We start from the raw sequence: 17,725 nt of genomic DNA, 5'->3' as shown, positions 1-17,725 counted from the left end.
ATCTCCATGCTCCCGCTAGTTCTGCATGCGTGCCACCGCGGGCAGCTCCTGTTCCGTTTCCACGACCGGCCGGAAGATGTCCCCTCCCTCGCGCACGCGCCGCAGGACGTCCCCGGCCTCGAAGTACAGCATGGCCGCGTCCCTGCCGCGGACCGCCGCATCCAGTTCATCCCAGGCGACCGGCGTGGACACCGCCGGCCTGGGAAGGGCACGGAGGGAATATGCGCAGACCGTCGTCTTGTGCCCGTCGTTCTGGCTCCAGTCGACGAGGACCTTACCTTTGCGCAGCGCCTTGCGCATGTTGGAGACGATCCCGTCCGGGTAGCGCTCCTGCATCATCAGCGCCACGGCGTGCGCGAAGTCCTTGGTCTCCCGGAAGGAGGCGGGGGTGTTGAGGGGTATGTAGACGTGCAGCCCCTTCGACCCCGAGGTCTTGGCGTAGCACTGCAGGCCCAGGGCGGCCAGCAGCTCCCGCAGCCTGGCTCCAGCCTCGGCGCAGTCCAGGATGTCCATCCCCTCCCCGGGGTCGAGGTCGAAGACGACCATGGTCGGGCGCGACACGTCGTCCGAGCTGCTGAGCGTGGTGTGCAGCTCCAGCGCCGCCAGGTTGGCGATCCACAGCAGCCCGGCCTCGTCCTCGACGGTGCAGTAGGCCACTTTTTTAGTCCCGCCCGCCTCGGTGACGGAGAGCCAGTCCGGCCGGTACCCGGGGCAGCTCTTCTCGTAGAAGAAATCCCCCGCGACCCCGTCAGGGTAGCGCTTCATGGTGATCAGGCGCCTGGAGACGTGCGGCAGCATGTATGGCGAGACCCCAAGGTAGTAATTCAATACGTCCGCCTTGCTGAAGCCGGCCTCGGGGTAGAGGACCTTGCTCAAGTTGGTCAGCGCCAGTCTTCTGCCGTTGATGCTCACCTTGACGTTGGGGGGATCCTCGGAGAGGTAACCCTTGCCCGACGCTATCTCCTGCATGGTGCGGCCGGTCAGCGCGGAGTCGGGCAGGTCGGTGACGGGGTTGCTGTGCGGGCTGGCTTCGCCGTCTTTCATCTTCACCAGCAGCCAGTTCTCGGCCTTGCCCCCGCGCGTGCGCACGAGGGCAAAACCTCCCTTGATCTTCTCGCCCTCCAGCCAGACCTCGACGAGGCCTTTGTCGATGTTGGCGGCGATCGAGTTGCTGTCTCCGGTGGGCTTGAGGTTTACGAAGACGCCGCGGTCCCAGACCTCCACCGTGCCGGCGCCGTACTCCCCCTGGGGGATCACCCCCTCGAAGTCCGCATAGGATATGGGGTGGTCCTCCGTGGGGACGGCGAGGCGCTTGTCCCTGGGGTCCATGGAGGGGCCCTTGGGCACCGCCCACGACTTGAGGACCCCGTCCGATTCCAGCCGCAGGTCGTAGTGGAGACGCCGGGCGGCGTGCTTCTGGATGACGAAGAGCGACCCGCCTCCCTTACCGGCCGGCTCCCCGGCCGGTTCGGGGGTCTTGCTGAAATCCCGCTTCTCGCGGTACGACTCCAGGTCCCGCTTCTCCATGGCCTCCTCCTCGCATCGTCCTGTTCTTAATCTTCCCTCCGCGCCGGGCAACCTAACGCTTGTGGGATCAGCCCCTGACATGTAGAGAGCGTGGGGCCAGCCCCTGACATGTGACATTTTCTTAACGGCGTAATCTATCAAGGTCTTTCTTTGCTGAAAATGTCACCTGTCAGGGGCTGACCCCACGCTGACCTGTTAGGGAGGGGCGGCGGATGGGAATGATGAGGAGAGCCATGCCGGAACAGCAGCGGGCCGCTCCGGCGTAAACCAGGGCTGTCCGCCGGATGATGTGGGATCTCTATATGGGAGAACGTGTGCGCTTGCCGGACATACCGGACGGGATGCGCGGCAGGCTGGTCAGGGCACCCCAGCCGCGCTGGATCGAGCCCATGCTCGCGACCCTCTCGGGCGAGCATTTCTTCGACGCCGGCTGGATCTACGAGCCCAAGCTGGACGGCATACGCTGCCTCGCCTTCAAACGGGGCGGCGAGGTCGAGCTCTATTCAAGGAACCGCAACATCCTGAACGCCCGCTTCCCGGGGGTCGCGGAAGCGCTGCGTGAACAGCCCGCGGATGGCATTATCCTCGACGGCGAGGTGGTGGCATGCGAAGGGGGCCGCAGCAGCTTTTCGCTGCTGCAGGGCCGCTCCCGCCCCGCTGCTTCCCCCCTCCGCGCACCCGCCGACATATACTACTATGTTTTCGACGTACTGTACTTCGGCGGCTACGACGTGACCGGGCTTCCACTCCTGGGGAGGAAATGGCTGCTCGAAAAAGCGGTGGACTTCTCGGACGCCGTCCGCTACCTCTCGCACATCCCCGATGTTGACGAGGCATACCTGCGCGATGCTTGCGGGGAGGGGAGGGAAGGGCTCATGGCCAAAAGGGCGGCCGGGTTGTACGTTTCGGGACGTTCGCGGGACTGGCTCAAGTTCAAGTGCGTCAGGGGCCAGGAGTTCGTCATCGGGGGCTACACGGAGCCCCGGGGAGGAAGGACCGGTTTCGGCGCGTTGCTGCTCGGGTACCGTGAGGCGGGGAAGCTGCGCTACGCAGGGAAAGTCGGCACCGGTTTCAGCGAGTCCGCGCTCTCGGACCTGCACCGCCGTCTCTCCGGGATGGAGCGCAAGACATCTCCCTTCGGGGACAGCCTGGACGAGAAGGGAGTGCACTGGGTGAAGCCGGCGCTCGTGGCCCAAATCGGGTTCGCGGAGTGGACGCCAGACGGCAGGCTGCGCCACCCGCGTTTCCTCGGACTGCGCGGCGACGTGGATCCCGGAGAGGTCACGAGAGAGGTCCCTGCCGAGCCGAAACGCCGGCGTTGAGCCGGGGCACCGTGCTTACATAAGCTGCGATCTATACGGGACACAAGGGGCCGCGGGTCAGTGCGGACGGCTGCCGCGGGTGAATGCGGGCGGTCTCACCGGGGCCCTGTCAGCGATGATCCTGTCGACCTCCGCCGCCAGCGCCGTTACCCGCAGCTTCCCACCATGGCGGTCTGCGGCCCCCGCATGATCCTTCAGGCAGACCTGGCACATGTTGAACTCCACCGACCCGGCGCTTCCGCAGTAGTCGCAGTCTATAAAAGTCTTCATCGCAAACACCCCTCCTCGCGGCCGACCATCTCTAACGCCGACCTTATCGCATGCAGGCGATCAGGTGTAGGGTCGAAAGCATGAATCGCGTGTGGTCCAAACAAGGCATTGCCGTGTAGTGGTTCCGACCTCAGTTGATGAGTGCGGTCACTTAATGGTTCCCCCCACTCATCCCGAGCGATCTATCCAGCCGTAGAACGCTTTCTTCATCACCTCGGCGGAGATGACGTAGAGCAGCACGATCCCGACGATATAAAGGTAGAAATACAACGGCAGCTTCTCAAAGCCGAGCACCCCGGCCAGGGGGGTGAAGGGCAATGCCATGGTGGCTAGTACCACCATGATGGTCGCAACGAGAAGCGCCTTCCCCGGCATGCTGCGGTAGAACGGCCTCCTGGTCCTGACCACCAGGACGATGATGGACGCAGAGACCACCGACTCCACGAACCAGCCGGTGCGGAACTGGTTGGTGGAGGCGTGCAGGATGAGTAGCAGCGCCCCGAAGGTCAGATAGTCGAAGACCGAGCTGAGCCCTCCGAAGACCAGCATGAACCTGCGGATAAAACGTATGTCCCAGCGGCGCGGTCTTTCAACCAGCTCGCTATCGACACGGTCCGTGGCGATATTCATCTCCGGGAAATCGGTCATCAGGTTGGTCAGAAGTACCTGCCCGGGGAGCAGCGGAAGGTAAGACAGGAAGAGGGACGCACCTGCCATGCTGAACATGTTCCCAAAGTTGGCGCTGGTGGCCATGAAGACGTATTTCAAGGTGTTGGCGAAAGTGGTCCTGCCCTCCTGCACCCCGTCCGCCAGCACCCCCAGGTCCTTCTCCAGCAGCACGATATCCGCCGCTTCCTTGGCCACGTCCACGGCACTGTCCACCGATATACCCACATCCGAAGCGTGCAGTGCCGGCGCATCGTTGATGCCGTCGCCCATGTAGCCCACCACATTGCCGGACTTTTTGAGCGCCAGGATGACCCTCTCCTTCTGGTTGGGTTCAACCTCGGCGAAAACGTCCGTGCCGGGTGCCCGCGCCTGCAGGGCCTCATCGCTCATGTCGCGGAGGTCTGACCCCATGATCATGCGTGGGTCTTGAAACCCCACTTGCCTGGCCACACTGGCCGCTACCAGCGCATTGTCCCCGGTGATGAGCTTCAGGGATACGCCGAGCCTTTCCAGGCGTGCGATCGCCCCAGCGATGTCGGGCTTCGGCGGGTCGAGGAAGGACAGAAAGCCCAAAAAGGTCATCTCTCTCTCGTCGTCCTTGCCGATCCCCGTCACGCCTTCCAGCACGCGGTAAGATACCCCCAGGACACGCAAGCCTTCCTTGCTCAGGGCAACGAAATCCTCCTCGATGCGTTCGCGGACTTCGGAAATGGGCACACTCTCCCCCTCTGTCAGTTCCGCCTGCGAACATACGTCCAGCACCTTTTCCAGGGCGCCCTTGGTTATTATCATGCTCTCGTCTTCGACGGTGACGGCCACACTGAGGCGCTTGCGGATGAAGTCATAGGGCACCTCTCCCGCTTTCGAGTATCCGGAGATGTCAAGGCCGCCCCGAGCACGGATAACATCGTCCAGGGGGTTGGTGAATCCGCCCTCGAAGGAAGCGTTGAGGTAAGCGTAGCGCATGGTCTTTTCACTGGCATTGCCCTCGATACCCGTGGCTGAATACAGCTCGGTCCGGCCCGCGGTCAGGGTGCCTGTCTTGTCGGAGCAGAGGATGTTCATGCTGCCGAAGTTCTCGATGGAGTTCAGTTTCTTCACGATGACCTTCTTGGCGGCCATGCTGCGGGATCCCTTGGAGAGGTTGACGCTTATTATAGCGGGCAAAAGCTGGGGTGTGAGGCCCACTGCCAGGGCCAGAGAGAAGAGCAGCGAGTCCAGGACTGGCCGGTGCAGGACGACGTTGATAACGAAGATGGCGACGACAAGGCTCAGGGTCACCTCGATGAGCAGATAACCGAATCGCCTCACGCCTCGCTCGAACTCCGTCTCCTCAGCCCTGGTCTCGAGGCGTTTGGATATCTTACCGAATTCCGTGTCTCTGCCCGTGTACACGACCAGCGCCTCGGCCTCCCCGCTGACCACATGGGTCCCCATGAAAAGAGCATTGGTGCGCTCACCAAGCGCCGCGTCCGCCGCCAGCACCCCCACCTTCTTCTCCACCGGGAAGCTCTCGCCGGTCAACTCCGATTCATCGACGTAGAGATAATCGGAACTCAGGATCAGGCAGTCGGCGGGGATGATGTCTCCAGCGTTCAATATCAGGATATCTCCCGGGACTACGTCCTCCAGGTCTACCTCTATCTCTTCGCCCCCGCGTCTCACCATCACGGCGGTCCTGACCATGGCGAGCAGTTTTTCAACCGCCCCCACCGCTCCCCTTTCCTGCCAGAACCCGAGCAGCGCACTGAAGACGATGATGGTCAGGATGATGATGGCATCGGTAAGATCGCCCAGGAAAGCCGAGAGGATGGCGGCGAAGATGAGGATGATCACGATGGGGCTCTTGAACTGTCCGAGCAAGAGCCCCAACGCACTGGTATTTTTCTTGGTCTTCAGCGTATTCAGGCCGTACGTTTTCTTCCTCGCCTCCACCTCCGCCGCGGAAAGGCCGGATTTGCTCGCACGCAGGACTTCGAGCATACGCTCCGCGGGGCGGCTCCAGAACGCATCAAGGTCGTTTTCCATTCGGCACATCCCGACCAATGTAGAAAAGTCTCCTGGCGACGCTTCCGGCGATGTTTACAAAACGGTCTACAGTCGCGCACTGATATTATTGCCACAGCCGAGCTTTCCAACCGGGGAATGCCACCGGGGAATGCCACACTGGTATATACGTCTGCTGAGTAGGGAAACGGCAGTAGATCTAAAGCAGACCCCTCGTCGCGCAATACGATGCGGGAACATGAAAGTGCATGCTCTCAGGTGAGCCGATTATCCGGCGGTGGTTTCCGCTTCCAGGCGGCGTGAGGAGACGATGTCCACCCCGGTGCCCAGGATGTCCCGGTAGACCACCTGCCCGTCCGCGACCGGGGCCTTCAGCGCCACCTTGGCCAGCACCCTGACCGCTTCGGTGACCAGGGACTTGGGGATGGGGGAGGCGCTCACAACCGGGAGCAGCGGCAGCACTCCGCCCTCCACCTTCACCGTGGTGCTGACCGTGCGCCGGGGGTCCCTGAACTCCTCCTCGGCGTATTTCAGGCCCACCTTGCAGTCGGCGCCGCTGATCTCCAGGATCTCGCCGTCCTCCTCGGTGAGTTCGATGCCGCAGCTCAAGGGGCAGTTTATGCATACGAGTTCGTGCTTGTTCTTCATCTCCGCCCGCGCTTCTTCTTTTTACTCGCGCCGCCCTCTTCCTCGACCACCTCGACGGTCACGTCGAGGACCTTCCCGCTCCCCGCCACCGCGTCGATGCCCGCGTGCACCATCTCGGGGGGCCGCACCATCTTCGCCTTGCGGGAATAGACCTCGCCACCCCCGGCAAGGACCATTGCCCTCACCGCCCGCTCCGGGTGCTCCACCCGGAAATAGAAGTCCGCTCCGCGGTCCAGGCTGCCCACCACTTGCGGCACCACGAACTTCACGTTCCTGCCTGGGTTGACGCGGACGACCGCCCCGCGTTTGCGCCCCTCCAGCACGTACTCCGCCGCCGCCCTCCCCGCCGTCTCGGCGGTGCGGGTGACCCAGTCCACCAGGTCGAAGACACTGACCACGTTGCCGCAGGCGAAGATGCCCTCCACCGAGGTCTCCATGCGCTCGTCCACCACGGGGCCGCTGGTCACCGGGTCCAGCTCCACCCCCGCCTGCTTGGAGAGCTCGTTCTCTGGGATGAGCCCCACGGAGAGCACCAGCGCGTCGCAGGGCACCAGGCGCTCGCTCTCCTTAATCGGCTTGAGGTTTCCGTCCACGGCGGCGACCGTCACCGCCTCCACCCGCTTGCGGCCGTGGATGAAGGCCACGGTATGGGAGAGGTGCAGGGGGATATCGTAGTCGTGCAGGCACTGCACCACGTTGCGGGTTAGCCCACCGGGGTGGTCCATGAGTTCGTAGACCCCCTCCACCTCCGCGCCCTCCAGGGTGAAGCGGCGGGCCATGATCAGGCCAATGTCCCCCGAGCCGAGGATGACCACCCGCCTGCCCGGCATCAACCCGTCGATGTTGATGTCCCTCTGGGCGGCGCCGGCGCAGATGACCCCCGCCGGCCGGTAGCCGGGGATCATCACCTGATGGCGGGTGCGCTCGCGGCAGCCCATGGCCAGGACGATGGACGCGGGCTCGATATCGTAGATGCCCTCGCGGGAGTTGACCAGGGTCATGCGGCGGTCGGGCGCCATCTCCAACACCATGGTGTTCAGCTTGACCTCGACGCCCGCCTTCTCCACGCGGTCGATGTAGCGCTGGGCGTACTGGGGGCCGGTGAGCACCTGGCCGAAGACCATGGAGCCGAAGCCGTCGTGGATGCACTGGGGCAGGATGCCGCCCAGCTCGAAGTCCCTTTCCACGAGCATGACGTCGCGCAGGCCAGCCTCGCGCGCGGCCAGCGCCGCCCCCAGCCCCGCCGGGCCGGCGCCCACCACCACGCACTGCGGCTTCCTCGCCCCGCTCACACCGCCTCACCCCCGAGGAAGTCCTTGGCAAAGCCCAGGAAGATGGGGGAACCTTCCCCGTCCTTGGTCACCGCGGTGATGGGTATGCCCAGCTCGCGCGCAAGGATGGCGGCCACGCGGTCGTGGCAGAACCCGCCCTGGCAGCGTCCCATGCCGGTGCGGGTACGCCGCTTCACCGCGTCCATATTGGTGGCGGGGACGATGCCGTGGATGGCGTTGACCACCTCCTTCTCGGTCACCGTCTCGCAGCGGCAGATGACGTGCCCCCAGCGCGGGTCCTCGCGGATGAGGCGGTTGCGCTCGGCGTGGGAGAGCTCGCTGAACTTGGGCGGCGCCGGCCGCACGGGGTTGAAATCCCCTCGCGCGTCCCGGGGCAGCCCCAGGTCCTGCAGGATGCCCAGGACCATCTCGGCGATGGCGGGGGCGGAGGCCAGCCCGGGAGACTGGATGCCGGCCACGTTGACGAATCCGCGCACAGCTTCGCTGGCTCCGATGACGAAGTCCTCTTCCTCAGTGGGGGCGCGTACGCCGCTGAAGGCGGAGATGAGGGCGTCGCGGGGAAAATCGGGGAGCAGGTAGTGGAACCTCTCGAAGATCTCCTCTATCTCCTCGGCGGAGATGGAGGTGTCGTACTTGTCACCGGTCTCGATGGCGGTGGGACCCAGCTGCAGGTTGCCCTCGGCGGTGGGCATGGCGCCGCCGCCCTTGCTCTGGGTGGTCCTGGTGCCAGGCATACGGAACTCGGCCACGCTGGAATGGACGTATTCGGCGGTAACCTGGCGGTCGAAGAGCAGGCTGGCCCCCTTGCGGGGGTGGATGACGAAGCCCCCCGCCCCGGCCATGTCCGCGACGTCGTCGGCGAAGACGCCCGCCGCGTTGACCACCAGGGAGGTCGCGATCTCGCCGCGGCCGGTGATCACCGCCTTGACCTCTCCGTCCTCCACCCTGAAGCCGGTGACCTCGGTGTCCGTGAAGACCCTGGCCCCGTTGATGACGGCGTGCTCGGCCAGGGCGATGGTCAGCTTGTAGGGGCTGATCAGCCCATAGGTGGGGTCGAAGACCCCGGCCACCGCCTCGCGGGTGACGTTGGGCTCGGTTCTGAAGACCTCTTCGCGGGTGAGGGCGCGCAACCCCTTGATGCCCGCGTTCTCGCCATAGGCGATGATGCCCTCGGGTATCTTGCGGGTGAGGATATCCATGCGTTCGTCCTCGCCCAGGCCGCTGGTGCCGCCCGCCGGCACGGTGCGCTGGGTGACGACGATGAGCAGGCCCTGGCGCTTCAGCTCCACCCCCAGCCCCTGCACGAACCCGTCGTAGAGCTGGTTGCCACGCACGTTGAGCTTCTGCTTGAGGGTGCCGGCGTCCTCGCCGATACCCGAATGCACCTCGGCGTTGTTGGCCTTGCTGGTGCCGCAGGAGACGTCGCTCTCCTTCTCCAGGACGACGATATCGGGGGTGTAGCGGGAAGCCTCCCTGGCGATGGAGCACCCGATGACCCCGCCCCCGACCACCACCAGTCCGGCGCGGGAAGGCAGCTTTACGGCGTTCACGTATTCCGCACCTCTTCCAGGTCTTCGCTCTCTTGCGGACGTTTACGTGCCAGGCGCGGACAAGACTGCCCGGCAGCTCTATCGATTACTCCACAATCACGGTGTTGTCCAGGCGCTGGACACCGCCGCGAAAAAATTCTGGACAGGTGCAAGGCCTGGCCTCCCGGAACCGGCCAGGCACCGGACACCGCCGCGCCGTCCTCCGGGCGCCGCTGTCACGGTGCAGGCTGCCGGACGGGACTAAAAACACCATCAAGCCCATTCTACAGCAATGTCCGCGGAATGAGAGAAGCAACGCGTCCTCTTTTGGGGTCGCGGAGGGGGCGTGACCGCCGTCATGTGTTTTGTCCCCGGGGAGATATATATTATATACATGGAAGAGAAGAAGCTTACCGTCGAGGAGGAGAGGGTCATCGTCCACAAGGGAACCGAGATGCCCTTCACCGGCGAATATACCGACCTCTTCGAGCCGGGGACATACGTATGCAAGAGGTGCGGTGCCGTGCTCTACCGTTCCGAGGACAAGTTCCATTCAGGGTGCGGCTGGCCCAGCTTCGACGACGAGGTCCCGGGGGCGGTCCGGCGGCAGCCTGACGTCGACGGCCGCAGGACCGAGATCGTCTGCGCCGCCTGCGGCGGCCACCTGGGGCACGTCTTCGAGGGCGAGGGGCTGACCCCAAAGAACACCCGCCATTGTGTCAACTCCATATCCATGAGGTTCATCCCGTATGATATTGCAGAGTAGCCACGAAACAATCGTCCTCGGAGGGGGATGTTTCTGGTGCACCGAAGCGCTCCTCTCTACCGTGGTGGGAGTGCTTCGGGCGACACCGGGCTACGCCGGAGGCGCGACCCCGGACCCCACCTACCGCCAGGTCTGCTACGAGGACACCGGCCATGCCGAGGTGGTCCAGGTCGAGTTCGATCCCGAGGTGCTGTCCCTGGAGGAGCTGCTGGGCGTGTTCTTCGAGATCCACGACCCCACCTCCCTCAACCGCCAGGGCGGTGACGTCGGCACCCAGTACCGGTCCATTATCCTCTACGATTCCTTCGCACAGAAACTGAAGGTGGAGGACTTCATCGCGGGAATAGCACACCGCTACGACAAGCCCATCGTCACCGAGGTGAAGGAACTGGAGAAGTTCTACCCCGCCGAGGAATGCCACCAGCGCTATTTCGACAAGAACCCGAGCGAACCCTACTGCCGGGCGGTCATATCCCCCAAACTGGCCAAGTTGAGAAAGCGGGCCGGCTGAAAACGGTTACAACCCGAACTGCGGCGGGTCCAGGCCAGACATGACGCCCGTCCCTACCGCTATTTTCTCGCCCCATGGCTCCCGGTCAACCTTGCCGCTCAAGAGGTCATGGACGGCTTCGGGTTGGCGGCAAGGCGCTCCATCTCTTGTGGGGACGGCTCGCGGCGCGGCCCTATCCAGCTGAAACCCTCCAGCGCCTCCGGGTTGAGTATATGCCCGGGCGCCTTGCCTTTGAGCATCTCGCGCAACTGCCGCGCGGCGATCTCCCCCTGGTGAGCGCCTATCTCAGCGGTGTTTCCGCCGATGTGGAGGGTAGCGATGACGTCTTCCCTCCCAGCCAGGCGGTCGTCCGATCCCGGCGGCTCCACCGTGAAGACGTCCAGGGCCGCCCCGGCAAGACGGCCGGACTCCAGCGCCTCGGCCAGCGCATCGTCATCGACGAGGGAGGCACGCGCGGTGTTGATGAAGAACGCCCCTTCCTTCATACGCGCGAAGGCGGCGCGGTCCATCATCTTCTCCGTGGCCTCCACGGCCGGGGCGTGCATGCTCACGAAGTCGCTGCGCTCCAGCAGTTCCCCGAAAGAGACCTTCTCCGCTCCCGCAAGTGCCCCCTCGCCGGCTCCAACGGCGGGGTCGCTGAAGAGGACCCGCGCCCCGAAGGGCCTGAGCCTAGCGGCCACCCTGGCTCCCACGCTGCCCAGCCCCACCAGGCCCACGGTCTTGCGCCACAACTCTTTTCCCTGGAAGGCGAGGTAGGCCTCGCCCATCTTCGCCATGTCCCCCTCCTCGATTTCGGTCGCCTTGAGGAAGGCGGCGGCCTGGGGCAGCTTGCGCGCCAGCATGACCATGTAGGCCACCACCAGGTCCGCCACCGCGTCCGCGTTCCTGCCCGGCGTGTTAGCCACGGGGATACCGAAGGCGGTGGCCGCTTCCAGGTCGACGTTGACCGCGTTGACGCGGCAGCAGATGATCATCTTCAGGTCAGGCAGCCCTCGCAAGGCCGCGAAGTCCACGATGTCCATCTCGGTGATGAAGACGTCGCATTCCCGCAGGGCTTCCACCAGGGCATCGCCGCCGTCGTAGACCATGCGGTTCTCCCGCCAGGGGCGGTAGTCGACCTCTCCCATCTCGCGCAGTTCGTCCAGGGCCGCCTCGTCCATGGATGCGGTCACTACAATGCGCGGCCGGAAGGCCGCGGGCGCCTCGGCGGCGGCGGGAGCGCGGCCGAGCATGGCCATGGCCAGGAGGTTGGCCATGTGTCCGTCGCATTCAGCCCGCAGGTCCATGGCTTCCCTCCATCCCGCGTAGAGCCCCTGGTACTTCCCGGAGTCGGCACCCGGCTCGTGGGCCCTGCCCGGGCGCGCGAGGGCGCGCGCGCCCTCGACCACGTCGCCGAAGAGCCCGGCCCCCACACCGGCGCAGATGGCCGCGCCCAGTGCCGAGACCTCCGGGTCGGACGGCACCTCCACCTTCCTGCCCAGGACGTCCGAGACCATGCCCGTCCACAGGGCGCTCCTGGCCATGCCCCCGCCAACGGCTACCATCGCGGGATCCAGGCCGGTCACCGCCAGCACCTGCTCCAGGTTGGCCCGCGCCGAGTAGGCGATGCCCTCGAGCAGGGCTCGGGAGAGGTGAGCGCGGAAGGTGGAGGTGTCGGGGGTGACCATGTGGGACATGGTGAGGTTCCCCAGGAGGATGCTTGTGGTGCGCGCGTCGAAGAGGCGCGCGCCCAGGGTGGAATAGACCCCGGACGCACCCGGCTCCGAGGTGGCGGCGTCTGCGAAGAGGGCTGCAAGGGGGTCGGCTGTGTCCGGGTGGAGTATACGCGAGAACCACTCCAGCACGGTGCCGGATATCATGCCGTTGCTCTCCACCACGTAGAGGCCGGGCACCACGTGCTGGCCGCTCCATAGCCTCCCCTCGCCGTCCAGCATGTACTCTCCGGTGACCTGCTGCACCGGTATGCTGGTCCCGGCGCTGATACCCGCCTGGGACGCGCCCGCGCAACCCATACCCAGCATGCCGCACTGGGTATCGGCGCCGCCTGCCACCACCGGGGTCCCCGGCGCCAGGCCCAGGTGCGCGGCCGCCGTCGGGGTGAGGTCGCCGATGCGCGTCCCCGCGTCGACCGTCGCGGGGAAGAGGCCGGCATCTATGCCCAGGGACGCAATGAGTCCCGATGCCCAGTCGCGGCGGCGCTGGTCGAAGAGGAGTGTCTCGCCCGCCTGCGACCTCTCGGCGTAGAGGGCGCCGCTTAGACGCAGCCCCATCCAGTCCGAGAGGCTGGCCACCCTCGCCGCCCGCTCCAGCAGCTGCGGGGCGTTGGCCTGCATCCACAGCAGCCTCGTGCCGGTGAAAAGGGGGCTGGGCCAGTGGCCCCCGATCTCGTAGACCTCCATGCCGCGCTCGCCCGCGAGCATGAGCGCGTTGCCCAGAGCGCGCGCGTCCTGGTTGGGGACGGCGAAGAGCGGCCTTTCCTCCGCGTCCAGGAGCACGGTGGTGTTGCGCATGCTGCAGGCGGCGATGGCCTTGACGTCGCCCGGCGCCGCGCCCTCCTCACGCATGGCCTGGCGGGACGCCTCGCCCAGTTTTTCCCACATACCGGAAAGGTCCAGGTCGAAGCCCAGGCCCGCGGTGTCGGGCGCCACGGGATGCGACCAGTTCCGCCGGGTGAAACGGGTGGCCCCCGAGTCCGTATCTACCAGGAGGCAGCGGCCGGAACCGCCGCCGAGATCCAGCGCCATCAGGAACGACTTGCCCATGACCCCTCCCTCTGTCGGTGCCGCCTTTGCTCAACGGCCCGCGAAAGCCGCGTCTATCATCCTACCATCCAGTATAGACAATACCCTGTAAGTTAGCGGGGGGGTGGGTCGCGCACGGTTCATCCCGTGGGAAGAAAGTCTATAAAAGGGGGTTTCGTGACGACAAAACGGGAGAAGACGTACGACGCGGCATGGCCCTGGAGTTCGGGGGCGATCCTGGGGTGAACGCGCGCGCCAGCGCGGAATCCTGGGCAAGGGTCCTGAGCTTCCTGGAGGAGTCACTGGGGTGAGCCGGCCCTAACCAGCGTCAGACCATTTTCGCAGGGCCTTTTCTTCGTCTTCGATGAACAGGCGATGATCTTCACGCCACCTCCGGGTTCTGCCCGGTCAGGCCCATTCCCTGGCGATGGTCTCCACGGCGATGCGGGTGCTGGGGCCGTCACCCCTGGCCACGTTGACGCCGCATCCTTGACCGACGACCTCGGAGATCTCGGCTATATCGCGGTTGGTGAAACCGGGGCAGAGGATGATGGAGGTGACGCCCTCCTCCTCGACCAGCTCTCTGCACACCTCCTTCGCCTGCTCCTGCCCCTGTACCACGTTGACGAACAGCTTGTACTTGGGGGTCTCCACCACGCACCTGTGCTTCTCGGGATCCGCATCCGGCGCATGGGCTACGAAAGCGGCTATGAACGCCAAACCCAACACCTCCAGCTAACTCTCCAAGCCGAGTGGCTACTTTTTCATATTATTTGTACTCCTCGGCGCATGTAAACAATCCTTCGCAGGTCGGCCGTGTAGGGGCTTGACCCCTATCCATGCAGGGCGGAGGCGACTTCGTGCATGCCCAGCTCCTCCAGGACCCGGCGGCTGGGGCGCCCCTGGGCGTCGATGTCGCGCAGGCGGTAGAACTCCTCGAGCATATTCTCGATGGGCACGGTCCTCCTCTTTATCTCCTCTGTTTCCCCCGCCTCCAGCCTCTTCTTGTGGCCTCGCAAGCCGGGCAGGTTGGCCTGGAGCCTGAGCACCTTGTCGATATTCGGCACCAGGTATTTCATCTGAAAGCCGGCCAGGGCGTCCTTGACCTTCTCCGCCCTCAACTTGCCCATGGGCTTCATGGTCATCATGGTGGGAAAGGCCGCCATGGTCAGGTACGAGGTGGTGCCCTCGGGGTGGGGCTCCGTCAAGCGTTTGGGAAGGCGGTCGTCCTCACGGGTGACGCCGCATAGATTGTCGATTGCACGCTTGATCAGCCAGATGCGGTCCCCTACCCGGGCCAGCTCGTCCATATCGTAGGCGAAGCCGGTGACGGGGTTGATCATCTCCGCCATCTCCTTGACCCCCCCGCCCTCCGAGGCCCAGGCGATATGGCACATGACCGCCGAGTTCCCTATCGAGCCCTTCTTCTGCGCCGCGACCGTCTGGGCCGCCTTACCCTTGGCCCTGTAAGGCCATGTCCTCTTCGCACCGAAATCGCTGTGGCTGGTCATCCCGTAATCGGCGAAGAGGTTGGCGTCCGTGACGTGGCAGGCCCCCCGCACCGATGTGGCGTAGGTGAGGGCCATGGCCCACAGGGCACGGGGGTCATGCATGGGGCACTCCAGGCCCTTGACGTGGAGGGCGAACTCCTCCCCCCCGTACTTCTCCGACATGGCGCGCACCCCCTCGGCCAGCTCGTCGCCGAAGCCCTCGCGCTGGGCGATCTTGTCGATGAGCAGGAGCAGGGTGTCGGGCTGGTTCCACCCCAGCCTGATGCCGCCGGTGTCCCCCTCCACGATGAGCCCCGCCTCGAAGGCCTCTACGGCATAGGCGATGGTCCCCCCGGCCGAGATGCAGTCCATGCCGTAGCGGTTGCACATCTCGTTGGCCTTGTTGTTGGCCTCGACGCTGTCCATGCGTTGCAGGGTACCCAGGGCGGCGGCGGCCTCGTACTCAGAGCCGGGGCCTTCCTCCATGGCATAGGGGCCGGAGTCGACCTCGACGATCCGCTTGCATGCTATGGGGCAGCCGTAGCAGGAGTGGGTCTTTGTGAGGATGGTCTCGGCCACCGCCGTGCCGCCGAGTTTCTCCGGCCCGGCCTCCCAGTAGGCCTCGCGCCAGTTCTTGGTGGGAGCGTCGCCCATGGCCATGCCGAAGTCCATGCCCACGTTGGTGCCGTAGGTGGCGAAGGACTCGCCGATCATGCTGAACTTCAGGACCTCGTTGAGGTGGTCGCGGGCGGCCTTATATCCCGCCTCGTCGGCGATGGGGATCTTCTTGCTGCCCCGGGCTACCACCGCCTTGAGCTTCTTGGAACCCATCACCGCCCCCATGCCGCAGCGTCCGGCGGTGGAGCCGCGGTCGTTCATGACGTTGGCGTACTTCACCATGTTCTCCCCGGCGAGGCCGATGCACATCACCTGGGCCCGCCTGTCGCCAACCTCCTCCTTGAGCTTTTCCTCCGTCTCGTAGGTGTCCACTCCCCACAGGTGGGAGGCGTCCCTGATCTCCACCTTCACGTCGCTGACGTATAGATAGACCGGTTTGCCGGAGGCACCTTTCACGATGACACCGTCATAACCGGTCTTCTTGAGTTGGGGGGCGAAATGGCCACCCATGCAGGACTCCCCCCAGATGCCCGTGAGAGGGGAGCGCGCGCAGATCTCCAGCCGGGACACCCCGGGCAGGTTGGTTCCCGAGACAGGCCCGAGCATGATCATGAGCTGGTTGTCGGGGGAGAGAGGCTCCACCTCCCACAGGCGGCGGTCAAAGAATAGTTTAGCGGCCAGGCCGCTGCCCCCCAAGTAGTCCCGGTAGAGCCTCTCGTCCAGTTCCAGTTCTCGCGTGGTCCCAGCGGTGAGGTCGACCTCCAGGACCTTGCCCCAGTTTCCTCCCATCATCCGGATCAGCCCCTTCCTTACAACCCCCGGCGAGCGAGCATGGCAAAGCGAGCTCTTTACGCCTTTCTCATCTACTTGCGATTGTCCAACCCCTGGGTCTTCCGTGGTGCGAAAGCCGTACGTTATCAGCTTAGCCCGCTGTTTTCCATCTTGAAGCATACCCTTTTTCACGGGCGGACAAACCAGGCAGTGCCGTGGTGTCAGGTCTTGGTTTTTGGATGTAATTTTCTGACAGCTGCTGCGAAGTTGCCGCACACGACGGGATAAATGGCCTTAAGAGAGCTCACATACCGGGGTATCCAAGATCCAAGACCTGACCCCTCAGACGCATGAGAAGAAGGCGTCGGAGAGGGCGGTCTCGCGGGGGTCGCCGAAGACGTAGAAGCCGGACCTGTTCATAGCGTAGGCGAAACCCGCGCCGGTGTCCGGGTCGGCGAAGGCGAAGGAGCCGCCGGCGCCGGGGGTTCCGAAAGCCCTGTCGCTGGTGCCGAAGCGCAACTCGTCGAAGGGCTTGAGAAACCCCAGCGAGAAGCGGCTCTGCATGTGCAGGACCTGGTCGTAGCGGCCCCCGGCCGGGTCCTGCGCCGGCCGCATGATGGCCTCCAGGGTCTCCGGCTTGATCCCCAGTTCCTCTCCCCCGACAGCGAAGATGCCGTACAGCCGGGCCACGTCCCTCACCTGCACGATGCCGTTGGCGGCCGGCAGCTCGATGGAGCGCATGTCCCGGCGGTTGTAGTTGACAGGTGAGCCCAGGACCTTGGGGTTGGTGAACGAGCGGTTGGTGATGGTCCCCTTCTTGAGGAAAGCCTTGACGAAGTCCCTGGGGAGTTTGCCTATGTTGAAGACCATCCTGAACTTGTAGGCAGGAGCGTAGATATCTGCTATGCGGGAGTCCGGCACCTCGCCCGGCAGGCCGATATAGATCTCAAGCCCCAGGGGCGCCGCGATCTCTTCCTGGAAGAACCTGCCTATGGTGCGGTGCTGCGGGTCCGTCCTCCTCACCAGCTCGCTCTCGTACCACCCCAGGGTCAGGGCGTGGTAGCCGTGCTTGCTGCACGGCTCCCACGCGGGCTTCTGCTTCGCGATGGCGGCGGCCACCCTGTCGGGGTCCGCCAGGGTCTCCAGGTCCATGGGCTCGTCGATGGCGCACAGGCCGGCCTGGTGGGAGAGGAGCTGCCTCACGGTGATGTCCTCCTTGCCTCCCATGGCGAACTCCGGCCAGTATGTGGAGACCTTCTCGTCGTAGTCGAAGTAGCCGCGGCTGTGGGCCAGGGCGCAGGCCATCCCGGAGATCCCCTTGGTGGTGGAAAAGACCAGCACCAGGGTGTCCTCCAGCCATGGCTCCATTGTCTTCCCGTTGCGGTATCCGCCCCAGAGGTCGACCACCTTCTCGCCCCGCAGGTAGGCGGCGCATGCCGCCCCGAGCTCCCGGCGCTGGGTGAAGTTCTTTGCGAATTCCTCCCTGACCTTCTCGAAGCCCGGCGCCACCGACCCGTGGACCATCGATTCATCAACCCTGATGCTCATCCCGGCCTGCCTCCTT

The 17,725-nt window shown here is 64.8% G+C and carries 14 protein-coding genes; 4 read left to right on the top strand and 10 right to left on the bottom strand.

Features of this window, described 5'->3' with window-relative positions:
* Positions 1 to 15: 15 nt before the first annotated feature.
* Positions 16 to 1,527, bottom strand: coding sequence for a non-homologous end-joining DNA ligase (gene ligD, locus AB1384_05740; GenBank protein ID MEW6553770.1), 1,512 nt, complete (start codon positions 1,525 to 1,527; stop codon positions 16 to 18).
* Positions 1,528 to 1,868: 341 nt separating this feature from the next.
* On the opposite strand from ligD (AB1384_05740), the gene ligD (AB1384_05735) reads away from it, so the two are divergent.
* Positions 1,869 to 2,849, top strand: a complete 981-nt coding sequence (gene ligD / locus AB1384_05735; GenBank protein ID MEW6553769.1) for a non-homologous end-joining DNA ligase — start codon at positions 1,869 to 1,871, stop codon at positions 2,847 to 2,849.
* A gap of 57 nt (positions 2,850 to 2,906) precedes the next feature.
* On the opposite strand, the gene AB1384_05730 is transcribed toward ligD (AB1384_05735), so the two are convergent.
* From AB1384_05730 to AB1384_05710, 5 genes are all read right to left on the bottom strand, one after another.
* Complete coding sequence (locus AB1384_05730) at positions 2,907 to 3,119, bottom strand: hypothetical protein (GenBank protein ID MEW6553768.1); 213 nt, start codon at positions 3,117 to 3,119, stop codon at positions 2,907 to 2,909.
* 168 nt (positions 3,120 to 3,287) lie between these two features.
* On the bottom strand, positions 3,288 to 5,816 hold the full coding sequence (gene mgtA / locus AB1384_05725; protein MEW6553767.1) for a magnesium-translocating P-type ATPase: 2,529 nt from the start codon (positions 5,814 to 5,816) through the stop codon (positions 3,288 to 3,290).
* A gap of 246 nt (positions 5,817 to 6,062) precedes the next feature.
* Positions 6,063 to 6,443 (bottom strand): DUF1667 domain-containing protein, encoded by a 381-nt coding sequence (locus tag AB1384_05720; protein ID MEW6553766.1) that lies wholly within the window; start codon positions 6,441 to 6,443, stop codon positions 6,063 to 6,065.
* Positions 6,440 to 7,735, bottom strand: a complete 1,296-nt coding sequence (locus AB1384_05715) for an FAD-dependent oxidoreductase (protein ID MEW6553765.1) — start codon at positions 7,733 to 7,735, stop codon at positions 6,440 to 6,442. The genes AB1384_05720 and AB1384_05715 overlap by 4 nt, the downstream gene beginning before the upstream one ends.
* The gene (locus tag AB1384_05710) at positions 7,732 to 9,285 is read right to left on the bottom strand and encodes an NAD(P)/FAD-dependent oxidoreductase (protein MEW6553764.1); all 1,554 of its coding nucleotides are present in this window, start codon (positions 9,283 to 9,285) and stop codon (positions 7,732 to 7,734) included. The genes AB1384_05715 and AB1384_05710 overlap by 4 nt, the downstream gene beginning before the upstream one ends.
* A 373-nt stretch (positions 9,286 to 9,658) precedes the next feature.
* Here AB1384_05710 and AB1384_05705 point away from each other — a divergent pair, with 373 nt between their 5' ends.
* Positions 9,659 to 10,030, top strand: coding sequence for a methionine-R-sulfoxide reductase (locus tag AB1384_05705; protein MEW6553763.1), 372 nt, complete (start codon positions 9,659 to 9,661; stop codon positions 10,028 to 10,030).
* Positions 10,014 to 10,541: a peptide-methionine (S)-S-oxide reductase MsrA gene (msrA, locus tag AB1384_05700; protein MEW6553762.1), complete on the top strand. Its 528-nt coding sequence runs from the start codon at positions 10,014 to 10,016 to the stop codon at positions 10,539 to 10,541. The genes AB1384_05705 and msrA overlap by 17 nt, the downstream gene beginning before the upstream one ends.
* A 98-nt stretch (positions 10,542 to 10,639) precedes the next feature.
* On the opposite strand, the gene AB1384_05695 is transcribed toward msrA, so the two are convergent.
* Positions 10,640 to 13,303, bottom strand: coding sequence for an NAD(P)-dependent oxidoreductase (locus AB1384_05695; protein MEW6553761.1), 2,664 nt, complete (start codon positions 13,301 to 13,303; stop codon positions 10,640 to 10,642).
* Positions 13,304 to 13,494: 191 nt separating this feature from the next.
* Between AB1384_05695 and AB1384_05690 the strand changes: the two genes are divergently transcribed.
* Positions 13,495 to 13,593, top strand: coding sequence for an acyl-CoA thioester hydrolase/BAAT C-terminal domain-containing protein (locus AB1384_05690; GenBank protein ID MEW6553760.1), 99 nt, complete (start codon positions 13,495 to 13,497; stop codon positions 13,591 to 13,593).
* 97 nt (positions 13,594 to 13,690) lie between these two features.
* Here AB1384_05690 and AB1384_05685 read toward each other — a convergent pair whose 3' ends face one another.
* From AB1384_05685 to AB1384_05675, 3 genes are all read right to left on the bottom strand, one after another.
* Positions 13,691 to 14,002 carry a DUF6506 family protein gene (locus AB1384_05685; protein ID MEW6553759.1) on the bottom strand — a complete coding sequence of 104 codons (312 nt, stop codon included), beginning with the start codon at positions 14,000 to 14,002 and terminating at the stop codon, positions 13,691 to 13,693.
* 113 nt (positions 14,003 to 14,115) lie between these two features.
* On the bottom strand, positions 14,116 to 16,182 hold the full coding sequence (locus AB1384_05680; GenBank protein MEW6553758.1) for an aldehyde ferredoxin oxidoreductase family protein: 2,067 nt from the start codon (positions 16,180 to 16,182) through the stop codon (positions 14,116 to 14,118).
* Positions 16,183 to 16,503: 321 nt separating this feature from the next.
* Positions 16,504 to 17,709, bottom strand: a complete 1,206-nt coding sequence (locus tag AB1384_05675) for a serine hydrolase domain-containing protein (GenBank protein ID MEW6553757.1) — start codon at positions 17,707 to 17,709, stop codon at positions 16,504 to 16,506.
* Positions 17,710 to 17,725 lie beyond the last annotated feature (16 nt).

Source organism: Actinomycetota bacterium, from assembly GCA_040757835.1.
Taxonomy (GTDB): domain Bacteria; phylum Actinomycetota; class Geothermincolia; order Geothermincolales; family RBG-13-55-18; genus SURF-21.
This window is presented reverse-complemented; position numbering and strand designations above follow the sequence as displayed.